The organism is Leptospira noguchii serovar Panama str. CZ214 (assembly GCF_000306255.2).
Classification (GTDB): domain Bacteria; phylum Spirochaetota; class Leptospiria; order Leptospirales; family Leptospiraceae; genus Leptospira; species Leptospira noguchii.
The window spans coordinates 13,293-25,530 of sequence record NZ_AKWY02000010.1; the positions used below are offsets into that span (position 1 = coordinate 13,293).

At 34.5% G+C, this 12,238-nt stretch carries 7 protein-coding genes and 1 pseudogene; 3 read left to right on the forward strand and 5 right to left on the reverse strand.

Annotated features, from left to right (window positions below; genetic code table 11):
• Positions 1 to 41 precede the first annotated feature (41 nt).
• Positions 42 to 487, reverse strand: a pseudogene (locus LEP1GSC059_RS23970) (hypothetical protein).
• Between the two features lie 41 nt (positions 488 to 528).
• Positions 529 to 1,785: an adenylate/guanylate cyclase domain-containing protein gene (locus LEP1GSC059_RS04060; RefSeq protein ID WP_036033946.1), complete on the reverse strand. Its 1,257-nt coding sequence runs from the start codon at positions 1,783 to 1,785 to the stop codon at positions 529 to 531.
• An 817-nt stretch (positions 1,786 to 2,602) separates the two neighbouring features.
• Here LEP1GSC059_RS04060 and LEP1GSC059_RS04065 point away from each other — a divergent pair.
• Positions 2,603 to 3,778: an SH3 domain-containing protein gene (locus LEP1GSC059_RS04065; protein WP_017214460.1), complete on the forward strand. Its 1,176-nt coding sequence runs from the start codon at positions 2,603 to 2,605 to the stop codon at positions 3,776 to 3,778.
• Between the two features lie 255 nt (positions 3,779 to 4,033).
• On the opposite strand, the gene LEP1GSC059_RS04070 is transcribed toward LEP1GSC059_RS04065, so the two are convergent.
• Together LEP1GSC059_RS04070 and LEP1GSC059_RS04075 are read right to left on the reverse strand one after the other, a co-directional pair.
• Entirely contained in the window at positions 4,034 to 4,858 is an 825-nt protein-coding gene (locus tag LEP1GSC059_RS04070) for a WGR domain-containing protein (RefSeq protein ID WP_017214461.1), read from the reverse strand.
• A gap of 202 nt (positions 4,859 to 5,060) precedes the next feature.
• Entirely contained in the window at positions 5,061 to 5,924 is an 864-nt protein-coding gene (locus LEP1GSC059_RS04075; protein ID WP_235592121.1) for a hypothetical protein, read from the reverse strand.
• Positions 5,925 to 6,536: 612 nt separating this feature from the next.
• Between LEP1GSC059_RS04075 and LEP1GSC059_RS04080 the strand changes: the two genes are divergently transcribed.
• Positions 6,537 to 7,886 (forward strand): ankyrin repeat domain-containing protein, encoded by a 1,350-nt coding sequence (locus LEP1GSC059_RS04080; protein ID WP_020980335.1) that lies wholly within the window; start codon positions 6,537 to 6,539, stop codon positions 7,884 to 7,886.
• Positions 7,887 to 8,054: 168 nt separating this feature from the next.
• Here the strand turns inward: LEP1GSC059_RS04080 and LEP1GSC059_RS04085 are convergent, their stop codons facing one another.
• Positions 8,055 to 10,082: an LIC_11051 family fibronectin-binding protein gene (locus LEP1GSC059_RS04085; RefSeq protein ID WP_017214465.1), complete on the reverse strand. Its 2,028-nt coding sequence runs from the start codon at positions 10,080 to 10,082 to the stop codon at positions 8,055 to 8,057.
• 653 nt (positions 10,083 to 10,735) lie between these two features.
• On the opposite strand from LEP1GSC059_RS04085, the gene LEP1GSC059_RS04090 reads away from it, so the two are divergent.
• Complete coding sequence (locus LEP1GSC059_RS04090; RefSeq protein WP_017214467.1) at positions 10,736 to 11,842, forward strand: hypothetical protein; 1,107 nt, start codon at positions 10,736 to 10,738, stop codon at positions 11,840 to 11,842.
• Positions 11,843 to 12,238 lie beyond the last annotated feature (396 nt).

Below are 12,238 nucleotides of genomic sequence, written 5' to 3' on the forward strand. Positions count from 1 at the left end.
TTTCTGCAACTATGTCAGTGTGATAAAAGTTCTGTTTTTTATCATTTTGTTCCGTAGACGATTCGATTAAAGTTACTTAAGCAAGGTTGAATTACAATTTTTGAATTTTCTCTTTCTAAAAAAATTTCATTTATTTCTTTTTCAACTTGGGTTGGTTTTATACGAGTAGAATAAAACCATTTTTCATCGTTTACGGGTGCATAGACTGTTATGAGTTTTTCTTCAGTTATGTCCTGAATAAAATGAATCGCTTCTTGATATATTTCGTCGTAATCTCCATAAAAAAGGATAATTCGTCTCTTTCTGTAGTTAATAAAAATGTTTTGAAACTATTCGATAAAAAGTTTAAATCTACATTGATAAAATGTGAATTTCTGTCTTCGTTTTTTTGGAATGTAAGAAATTGTAGCCAGTCCGGTTTTTCTTCGGATAATTTCTGAATTAGATATTTAGATAAATTATCACTTTTAAATTTTTCTATATTCATAATGTAGAATACTTGGGTCGCGATTATATAATTTAAGCATATTAATTTAATAGCGCAAAATCGATGTTATGTGATTGAGTGGTACCGAACTCAGATTTTAATCCTTCTAAAAAATACATTACGATTTCCCCTTTATTTTTTGCGGCGATACGGCCTCTGGGAGTAAAGGTAAAAAACGGACTTAGAAGTTCGTAACTCGTTTCTGAAACGTTAATTTTACCCGGTTCTCCGGAAGACTCCATTCGACTTGCAATGTTTACTGTATCTCCCCAAATATCATAACTGAATTTATTTTTACCGATTACTCCCGCCGCAATTGGACCTGTATGAAATCCAATACGAACATCCCAATAGGGAATACCGTTTTTCTTTTTTTCTTCTTTGAGTTTTTGAATCGCGTCGCACATTTTGAGAGCCGCAAGAGCTACATCAAAAACGTGAGTATGATTTACTTCCGGAACTCCGCCGACACACATAAAACTATCTCCGATCGTTTTGATTTTTTCGAGACCGTGTTCCGCACAAATCTGATCGAATAACGAGAAACATTCGTCTAAATTAGAAATCAGTTCTTCGGGAGACATTTTTTCTGAGATTTGTGTAAAACCTTTAAAATCTGTAAATAGAACCGTCGCTGAATTTATGGACACGGGCGCCACTCGGTTGTTTTTTTTGAGTTCGGCTGCAATAGAAACTGGAAGAATATTGTGTAATAACCGATCGGATTCGTCTCGAGCGTCTTGGAGTCTCTTCTCAAAAATTTCGTTTACGTTTTCTTGATAGTCTTTGCTTTGTTCAAAGATGATTTGCCATGCTTTGTTATGATCTATATTAGGAATTGTAAAAATGATTTCTCTCATCAACTCACGCATATTATTTTCTACTCGGATCAAAAAGGAGATGGAAAATCCAGTTCTATTATAATCAAATTGTCTAAAATTGTTTAAAGTCGCTTCTTTAAAGCGAGAATTTATTTCTGGAGCATTATTGCGAAGTGCTAATATTCGTTCTATGTAAAGTCGATTATAACGGTCAAAATTATATTCGTCGTAGTGAAAGAAAAATCGATTTCTTTTTGCCCATTCTCGAATTAAATTAAAAGGCGGCTCTTCGGTTTGTTCTATTTTTGGAAATTCAATAGAAAGTCTGGATAATATGTCGCGATTGGCTTCTCCCGAAGTTTTACCATCGTAACCCATCTGCATTTGAAGTGGTTCCGGTTTGGAAAGTTCTTCAATTAGATGATGATAAAAGTAACGAGCTATTTCGTATGAGATTAAATTACGTAACGTTTCCATTTTTCTTACCGAATACATAATTCTCTTTTAAACTTCCAGCTTTTTAATTTTACGAAAAAATTTTAAAAAGATTCTAAATCAATTGGTTTAGAAATTTATTCAGTAGTTAGAAAAAAATATGGATGTTACTGATCTCTATAAAATTGAGTACCGTTGATTTTATCACAAAACACTGATTCCATACAAAATATTAGATACTTTATTATATAGTTATGAGTAGGGGATTTTAGTTAAAGCGTCGTTTAAATTTTTTCATATGGGTTTAATTAATCATCTATATATGCAATTTTACTCACTTTACGGATTTCTATAAATCGAATATTTTATGACTAAGTGTCGGTTAACGCAATTTCGGTAGAATCCAATGCGAAAGCGATTGAGGCGGGATGAACAAATTGAATTTAGAAAAAGATTTTGTTTTCAATCGATTCTCAATTTGTTCATCGGAGCTGAAAGCGCGGTCCGGCGAACGCCGGATTCGCCCAATTTTTTACGTAGAATTTACGTTTAAAAGTGAGTAATACTTGTTATGATTTTTTTTGTAAAGAGTAAAGTTATTCGTGGAAAAACATGTCTGAGAAAAGTTCTTTCTATTTTTTCAATTTTAAATTACGTTGAATGAAATCTGTAGGAAATTCGAAAATTTGATAAGTAACGTGAGTTCGACGTAAGAAAATTGGGGCGAATCGCTCGCAAATTTCATAGTTAAAATGGCTCACGACCGCGCTTTTCGCTTCAATTCCTTCGGAATTTCCGCTACAATCGCTTTCGCATTTGTTATGCTGAACTCACGTTAAGTAAAGAGTAAAATAAAAACATGAATTTTTCCATAAAAACCAAAGAAAATATCCCTAATAAAAACAGAATTAAATCTCCAACAATAAAAGAGAATACAATGAGTTCAAATGTTTATAAAATTATAATATTCGTATTGTTTTTTTCTATCTTTTTTAGTCCAGGGATGGCGGAACAAAGACAAGTCAAGAAATATGTTCTTATCTCGGAAGGTAAGTTGAACGTTAGAGAAAAACCGAAAGACGGAAAGGTGTTGTTTCAATTGCAAAAAGGTGAATCCGTTTTTGTAAAAGAAAATTCAAATTCTGATGGTTGGGTTGAAATAATTAAGAATGAAATACTTACAAAATTGGAAACGAAGGGGTTTGTAGCTACAGAATTTTTAGGTAAAAAATCTCCGGAAGAATTAGAAAGCGCAAAACTTTTTGGCTCGGTTCATACGGATACACAAGGCACTCAATTTCGGCCCTTGGCAATTCGAACAAAAGAAGGATGGGTTCCCGCTGGATCTGGAGAATACGAGGCAGAAACTCTCTATTTAGAAAAAAAGATACTTAAATCAAAAGAAAAGGGAACAGTATATGAACAGACAAACGTTGCTGGGGAATTTATCCCTGAAAAAAGCGACAAATCCGGTTGTGAAGGATATGATGTTTTAAAAGGAAATTTAAATTCCTATAAGAAAATTAATACTTTAAAATATTCTATATTTGGAATGTTTGGTTCTAAAATAGGCGATCAGGTTCGTTCTGAAAAATTTCTCCCTTCTGAAAAAATATCTAAAGTTTTAGAATCAACGGAAAATTCTTTTTTTAAAAAACAACATCCTAAGTCGGAAGAGTTAAAGTTTTTGAAACAAGGAGATTTGTATAAGATCGTTTCTCCAAAAAAAGAATATGTTATAATTCGATACTCTATTCAAATCGAATCGGAAGAAAAATCATATCATACTTCTATGTACGAATTGGAAAACGATAACCTAGGAAAAAAGATATTCGAAAAATTTGATGTGTTATCAAAAGATCAAGCTGCCTACGGAGGAAAGTATCATTTTGTAGATTCGTTTGACTTAGACGAGGACGGAACTCCGATTTTAATTTGGCATCACAATGGATTGGACGGTTTTATAAATGAGTTCTCTAAAATTAAAAATGGTAAGTTAGAACCTATGTTTTTGGCGGGTGGGGATGCTTGTTAGATTTGAGAAAAAAACTGGCGTATTCAAAATCTATATGTTGTGTTGATTCTTTTTGAATGTATTTTTCGAAGAAGGTATCTATATCTTTGGCTCGAAGATGACGGTTTAAAATATTACTTTAATGTTATAATACGTATCTTTATAGAATTTGCATTTGATAAAGATACGTATTTGTTATTGATTCTTACAGAGTGCCGTGTATTTGAGTGCAAGAAGAAATTCCGGGCTTTAAGTGATGAATTAGATCAAGTATTCTTAATCGTCATTTTCGTCGTCTTCTTCAAGTTTACCAAAAACCAATCCTTCCGGATCCATTGAACATCCCCAACCATCGTGTTCGCATACATACACTCTGAAATTTTTTACGGTTTTAAGTTTTTTAAAAGATTTATCTTTTACCGCAAGAGAAACGGCACGTCCCATTGTTCTAGCCACTAAATTCCAAATATAGTTTTTAAGTAACTTATACCCTTTATCTTGATAACCTAACGAATCGTAGGCGTCTGCCATGATTTTACCGGGTTCGTGTAAAGAAAATCCTCCTAAGGTTGGCCCTTCTTCGAAGTATTCATCGTCTTCTCCGATGCCAAAATAAAATTCCGCACAACCGATTCCATATTCTCTAAAGTTTTGGTTATCACATTCTGCTACAAAACCAGTTAGTTTTTCTTCTTCATCCTCCGTTTCTTCTTTTGCACTTTCAAACGCTTCTACAACATTATGAAACAATTGTTTTTCGTATTCGTTCCAAGGAAGCGCGGATAATCTTTCTAAAAACGGAGCTAATTCCGGTAATTGAGAAACTGCGATTTTTAATTCTTCCACCGTTTCTTCAATTTCTTTTCTAGCACTACCTTGGGGTGGAGCGGGCGCGTCTCCTTCTATATAACCTTTTTTTAATTTTTCAGAGAGAAGTTTTTTTGCTTCTTTGAGACAGGTTTCCTCATCGTCAAAGTTTTTAGTTTGGGTTTGTCCAGAAGAACCGGTCTTTCCGTAGGTTACGGTAAACGAATCTCCGGAAACTTCTATCTGCCAAAATTTATCGGAGCTTCCGTCTTGAAAGGTTAAGTGGTGTTTCATAGTTTTTCCTGTTAAAGATGGATGGATAAATATATATATACTTTTTGTATCTTAATTAAGACTTATCTTACTGTAAAAAAATGTATCTCGTTTGTTCTTTTTTACAAAGGTTTTTATTTTTTATCCGAACTGAATTAATTGGTTCATGTTTTAAATGAAGTTACTCGGATTGATTCTAAAAGTATATGGTGTAAAATATTTATTACCAACGACTCAAAATTTCCATTTTTGTAATAGGGTTTTGATCGCCCCGCGGGTCAATAACTGTATCTGCGTCTACTTCTACTGATTTTGGAATTCCTTGTTCGGCGATACACAGATCGATATTATTATCATTGTCGTCTATGTCTGCGATTTTAAAAGGAGATACTGTAAAGGTCTCACTTCCAGAAATCATTTCGATTTTGAATTTTTTCAGATCTCTATCACCTAACTCCCCGCCGTCGATTGCTCGAACACCTCCGGCCCACACGGTTCTTACTACTACCGTTGTTTCAGTTAGAGGACAATCTGCACCGTGTCCAGAATCGTTATAAGGGTATGAATCTTCGAATCTGAAATATTCTGCATAACTGATAAAAGGTCCTGCGGTTAAAGGAGTGACTTGAATTTTTTGTCCGATTAAATTTTGTCCATCCCTGCTTTTGAGTTCGCCTACGATGGTGACTTCGTTAGGTTCGTTGTCCGGATGATCGCCGAATTGACCGATCAACAAAATGGTCCTCAGCTCGAACTGCTCCAGCGAAGGCACGAATGTGGCGAATAGAGGATAAAAAATTTCACCTTTTTTAGTAGTGATCCTAAAATCGGAAAGATCAACTGTAGTAGGATCGATCTCGTGTGAAAAAACGAGTGGCATTCCATCTTTTCCAGGCGCGCTTCTCCAGAGTAAAATGGAGCGCCATGGTAAAGAATTATCTAAACCAAAAAAAGCCGAAATCAATTTTGCTTCGCGGTTTTTTTCAATTGGCGGCACATCCGAGGACAATTGGTATTTCGGAATCGAAACGCAGTAGTTTAAAAGTAAAACTAAGACATTGAAGACGATTTTGTTTCTTTTTTTCATAAGCAACTTGTTTTTTGAACGATTGGATTCCCGTTTTTTATAAAATGAGATAGAATTTGTCTGTTTGAATTCGAAAGTAAATTCCATTAGAATATTTGCATACTCTAAACGATCTTAGAATTCTGCAATTCGTTTTTCTTTAAGAAAATATGGGCGATTCAGCTGTCATAGTCAAGTCTGGGGGCTTCTCAAGCTCTGGTCAATCAATTGTATAGATACAACAATCGTTTTTAGTTTCAATTTAGAACGCGATCTGTCGAGCGACCATAGAAGCGAGACGCTGAGTTTGAGAGAGTGTTCTGCTGAGTTTAACGCGATCTGTCGACGATCATGGTACCCTCGCATTGATCCTTTTCGCGTTAATTTATATGGAATGATTTCAAATCGTTTTATAATTACCGGGGAGAAGTATATTTCACTTTCTTTTTATATCAAATCTCCGTCAGTAAAAGATTTCGTTTCGCATCGATAAAAAATAAAACAGTCGAATTTTCAGTGGAAGATCTTTAAAAAGGCACAGAAATAATTTAATGAAAACGAATTTGTTAAACACAGTAAAAACAAAACTGATTTTAAAAAGAATTCGATTTACAAGGAAAGTAAAATAGAAATATGAATCCATCAGAGTTATTTGAAGCAATTCGAAAAAAAAATTTAACCGTAATGAAAAAACTTTTAGATGAAGGTTGTGATCCTACTTCTTACGAAGGGGATGGAGATCATAACGCTCTGAGTCTCGCCGCTTATCTTAAACAACCAGAAATGGTAGAGTATCTTATTCAAAAAGGAGCTCGTATTAACGATAGAACTAAAGGAGGACGTATCGCTTTACATAATGCGGTCTGGCGATACGATAAACGTTCCGTAGAACTTCTTTTAGAGGCTGGTTCGGATATTCATGCAGCTGATCAATTTAATTGGACTCCCATTTGGCTTGCGTCTAATTGGGAACCGTTTATCTCTCTCATTGAACGCGGCGCTACAGTGGAAGGTAGAGATAAAGAAGGAGAAACTCTTCTTAAAAAAATAGCATTAGCAACGGCGCCTTTTCGCCAAGAAGAAGGGATGAAAATGATAAGTAAGCTTGTAGAGTTAGGACTTAGAGTTTCCGATGAAAAACCGGATTCCTATGGAGAAACTCTATTAATGGAAACGATAGAACGTACTCCGTATAGAAACAAAAATCAGATTGCTTACTGGCTGATCGAACAGGGAATAAATCCTCTGCATGTAAGTCATGCTGGAAAAACCGCGCTCCATTATGCGTGTAAATCCGGAGATCTGGATATGGTAAAAACGTTAGTCTCTCTTGGTGCAGATGTAAATGCAATCATAACACAAGATGGAGGTGGTTTTGAAGTGGGTATGAGTCCTCTTGACTCCGTGACGAAATACGGATCCAACCGCAAAGCTATTCTTGCGGAACTGAAAAAAAACGGAGCGAGTAAGAAACCTGCTATGAAACTAGAAATTGAAAATGATGTAGTGCGACTGAAAGGCAAGGATCGCAAAACGATTTTAGAAAACATGCTGGAGATAACAAAGAACCTACAAGAAAACGTATTTTCTCATCCCGATTATGAAAGCCCGGATCACTGGCTTGAATGGGAATTTCCGGGAGACGAAGTAGACGAAGCGGACTTCTTTTTAAAATGTATAGACGAACCAGAATTACGCTTGCTTGTGGAACGTTATGTGTCACTTATTCTGGTGGCAAATGAAAGAGAAGAAGACACAATCTATGTGCACGAAGAGTTGGAAGCGGGAGGTTATGCAATGCAGGCACTCGTTACAACAGGAGAGGCGAAATATTTGGAATTACTCACTCAGTACATTCATTCCATCGATATTGATCATACGGTTCAGTTACACGAACTTATGGATGTAGCTCGCTCTAAATACTCTCAAGAACAACTCGCTCCGATCGAGGATACTCTGGACGAATTGGGTTTGGCTCGTTAGGTCGTTTAAAATAGTAAGATGTGAATGTAGATCGAACGTTTTTTACTTTACGTTTGATCTACATTCTCTGAATAAATGAATTTCGTTCCCGGTCAAAAATTGTGTTAAATCCATAAACCGGTAAGTTTTCCAAAAAGGAATGACAAAAATTTCAAAGAAATAGAATATTCAAGAAAGATAAAGTGTTACTTTTGGATTAATCTCTTTTATCTTGGCTTCTGCATTTTCCGGGTTTTGTGCGACCGGATTTTTTCCAATATTTAATTCTCTCAGAGCCGTCATTTCTGAAAGAAATTCAGGTAACTCTGAAATTTGGTTTTCGTTCAAAGATACATCTTTAAGTTTTTTCAATTCTTTCAGGACTTCGGGTATTTGTACGAACCGATTATTCTTCAAATAGATATTTTTTAAAGATACTAATTGAGCGATGGATTTAGGAAGATCGGATAGCTGATTGTTACTTAATGAAAGGGTTTCCAATTTTTGAAAATTTTCAAATAGTTCGTCAGGTATTTCTTCAAATTGATTATCACTTAAACCCAGAGATTTTAAATTTGGAAATTGGGTCAACGCCTCCGGTATTTGAGTCAATTGGTTTTTGCTCAGACTCAAATCAGTGACCGATTCAAGTGTGGCCCCTATATTAGGAAAACTTGAAATTTTATTTTTGGTCACGTCGATACGAGTTAGATTTTTTAAACTGGAAATTTCCGGTGAAATTGTTTCTAATTCATTGCCCCAAATCAAAAGTTCTTTCAATTTGGGAAAACGTCCAATTCCATCCAAAAAAGTGAGTCGATTATCAAAAAGACCAAGTTCTATAATTTCACTGAACTCCCGGTTTAAATTGGAAATTTGAGTGATTTTGTTGCCGGACAAATTCAAGTTTTGAAGGAATTTTAGATCCGCCAATCGATCCGGCAACTCTGTCAATTGATTGTCTATAAGAAGCAGCTTTTTTAATTTAGAAAGTTGGAATACGAATTCCGGAATTGCAGTTAAAGAGTTGGCGTTTAGACAAAGTAATTCTAATTGAGAAGAATTGAATGTACTAATTTTATTTTCTATAGATAAGCTGCTATTTGTGAGATATAAAGATTTAAGAGATGGAAGTTTTAGTAAAAATTCTGGAAACTCGGAAAATTTTGCTTCTTCTATGGAAATACTTTGAATATTTTTTAATTCACTTAAACTTTTGAGAGAAATTATATTTTCGCAATTAGAAATATTGAAATTTTTTAAGTTTTCGAAAAGACTTATATCGCTAAGATCTATTTTTGAAACATCAGAAATGATTAAGGATTGTTCCCCACTTAAAAAATATTTAAATAGAGGAGATTTTGCGATTTTGAGTATGGAGTATAAATCTTTTTGTTCTTTTTCGTTCGAATCGAAAAACACGGAAGCGTCTTCGTCGTGGTAATAGGAGAACATTAGAAAATATGGTTGTTGTTTTGGAATTTGTTTAAAAACTTCTGCATTTAAAGTTTGTAAAATTATTTCCTGCGTTAGTTTACATAGAATATCTTTTAAAATAGAAAAGTCTTCGTCTTCCAATATTTCCCGGATTTTTTCCGGTTTTTGTTTGAGTTGATTTTTAATAAAATTAGAAAAGTTGACTACGGGAACGTTTCGAATGGCGCCTTCTTCCATAGAGTTTTTAGGATCGTTACTTTCTAAATCATAATCGAATTCTATGCAGTAATCTGTGCTCGCGTCGTCCCATCTTATGTCAAAAATTCCTATTGGAGATTTTTCTTTTTTATTCAATTCTTCCCAATACGTATAAACCGAATCGAAAATCTCTCCCGCTAGAGCTTCCCAATCTGTATTTTTAAGTATTTTAGAATATTTTGAAGAAGAAATATCCTGGATTTTAACTTTTAAAAATTGATGGAATGTTTCCGAGGTCAAAGTATCTATTTTTGATTTTTTCTCGGGAGCGGATTTTTTACCGGAAGAATCGGGGCTTGCAGAAAAAATAGGTGCGTCTACTTCTATATAACCTTTTTTTAATTTTTCAGAGAGTAATTTTTTTGCTTCTTTGAGACAGGTTTCTTCGTCATCGAATGTTTTTGTTTGTGTCTGTCCGGAAGAGCCGGTCTTTCCGTAGGTTGTCGTAAACGAATTTCCGGAAACTTCGATTTGCCAGAATTTATCCGATTTATCGTCTTGGAAGGTTAGGTAGTGTTTCATATTTTTCCTGTTGGATTAGAGGTTATCTTGAAAAGATTCAGTGGTTCAAAATTTACGGTTTTAGCCATTTTTAATAAGATGTGGGATGCTCATTTAGAGTGGTTTTAGTTTTTGTTACGGCCCGGTTTTTTACACTAATTGTATATGAATTATTTTTAAATCTTTGGGTTTCCACAGAAACATCGTTATATTTCTTAACATAGAATTTATTTTACTCAGCGTGAGTACAGTCATAATTCATTTTTTTGAGAAAAGTCGGAATTTGAACGTTATAGATTGATCCCTAAAATGTAGTAACTACCACAATTAAAAAATAGAAGTTTATAACAACTAAATCTGTCGTATTCAAGTGCGGGAACTCACACGATTTGTCTGTAAAATTATGTGGGAACTACCACAAATCTCGATTTTACGAACAAATCTTAAATGTAGGAACTCATACTTTTAGAAAATTCTTTCTCATTTTCTTGCTTCGAGCTCACTTTATTCACTTTTTTTAGCTTAAAAAACGAGATCCTACACTTTAAAATCGGTTTTTCTGGTCATTTATATTTTATGTTATAATTTGAATTATTTTGCCTGGCTCAATTCGTAATCAGAATTCGTTTATTTGAATAACAAAAGTGCCTGAAGGCATTTTTTAGGAGATTCAAATGAAAGAGTTCTTACAAAAGGTGATGAGAGGGGCGAGCGTTCTTCTGATACTATATGTGATTTCGAGTTGTGGAGGAGAAAAGCAAATGGATTCTTCCTCTTTGTTAATGCTTTTAGGCCCTGAATCCTCTTTGCAGACCCAAACTGATTCTTACGAAGCGCCAAGTTTAGGATTCCAAAATACAGATGTAAATCAAGTTGAACCGGAATTTGATTCTGGATTCGAAGCGATTGAATACAATAGTTCTTCAGAGTCGGATCTTATGGTTTATGTTTATTTCCCAGGCTCGAGACAATTGAAGCCAGGAGAAGATATTTCTCGAAAACTGAGTCTTCAAGTTGCCAACTTTGGGGGAAACTTTGTGGCTGGGAATCGTCCTGATCAAGAAGGTTATATGATTGATTTGGTTCTATCGAAAGACAAAGTCGTACCTGAAGGTTATGCTACTTATTCTGCCGATTTTAAAGAAGATGTATTGTTAGGCGGGGGAAGAATCAGTAACACACCCGACTTGGCCATGGGTGCACTCCTTACTGTAAGTGAAGGTTCCAATATACTTCCTAAAAACATACCAGCCGGAGATTATTATTTATGTGCGAGAGTGGATATAGGATCTAAAATTGCCGAGTCAAATGAGGGCAATAATACGAATTGTTTTCCGATTTCGATACAGTCTGAAGAACTTTTACCGGATTTAATCATTCCACGTGCCTCTATTTATCCTAGTGGAATGAAATGTAGAGCTTATAAACCAATGATGTATATCACTGCTGAGATCAAAAATATAGGCGAAGGTCCAAGCGCGGTGATGCCAAATGTAGGTATCATAAACGCATTGGAACCTGATGAAATTCATGGAAATGGAATTGGATACACTTCGATAATCCAACCAGGTGAAACAATCACTGTCACATTTCCGATTTACTTTCCGATAAATGAATCTTTAGAAGTAGATACTTCACTTGCAGAAAAAAAACATACTTTTGATCTGAGACTCAATCGTGGAAGTTGGCTCCATGAATCGAATGTTCAAAACAATGCTTATATTAGAAAACCATTAGAGCTTACAATTCCAGAAGGTTATTGTAAAAGTCATTCCAATTAACCTTTGATCGTTTGAAAAGTTGAATTTGAAATATCCTATTCTCGGGCTGGCACTAACAGCCCGAGAAATAAGAATTTTGTGGTTATAAATCAAAAAATAGATTTATCTGATCTGTAATCTCTAAACGTAAAGTATTGTTTTCTTAAATACGCGATAAAAATTATATCCACTTTACAATAAAATCTGATATAAATCAACCTTACGTCTTCTAATTTGTTTACAAAATGTTGAACTTGTCTTAAAAACTCAAAGAATTTTATGCGATCCTTCTTTAGAAATTTTTAATATAATGCAGTAGTCTCTATAAATTATTACTCAGACACATAAATAGAATACTTAGGTTAAATTTTTCAAAAATTTGAATGTTTTGGTCATACTCTAGAATGTCGTAAATTC

What these genes read in the sequence shown, in the direction of transcription:
- LEP1GSC059_RS04090 (WP_017214467.1), top strand. Translation starts at nt 10,736, where the DNA reads ATGAAAGAGTTCTTACAAAAGGTGATGAGAGGGGCGAGCGTTCTTCTG.
- LEP1GSC059_RS04075 (WP_235592121.1), bottom strand. Translation starts at nt 5,924, where the DNA reads ATGAAAAAAAGAAACAAAATCGTCTTCAATGTCTTAGTTTTACTTTTA.
- LEP1GSC059_RS04070 (WP_017214461.1), bottom strand. Translation starts at nt 4,858, where the DNA reads ATGAAACACCACTTAACCTTTCAAGACGGAAGCTCCGATAAATTTTGG.
- LEP1GSC059_RS04065 (WP_017214460.1), top strand. Translation starts at nt 2,603, where the DNA reads ATGAATTTTTCCATAAAAACCAAAGAAAATATCCCTAATAAAAACAGA.
- LEP1GSC059_RS04060 (WP_036033946.1), bottom strand. Translation starts at nt 1,785, where the DNA reads ATGGAAACGTTACGTAATTTAATCTCATACGAAATAGCTCGTTACTTT.
- LEP1GSC059_RS04080 (WP_020980335.1), top strand. Translation starts at nt 6,537, where the DNA reads ATGAATCCATCAGAGTTATTTGAAGCAATTCGAAAAAAAAATTTAACC.
- LEP1GSC059_RS04085 (WP_017214465.1), bottom strand. Translation starts at nt 10,082, where the DNA reads ATGAAACACTACCTAACCTTCCAAGACGATAAATCGGATAAATTCTGG.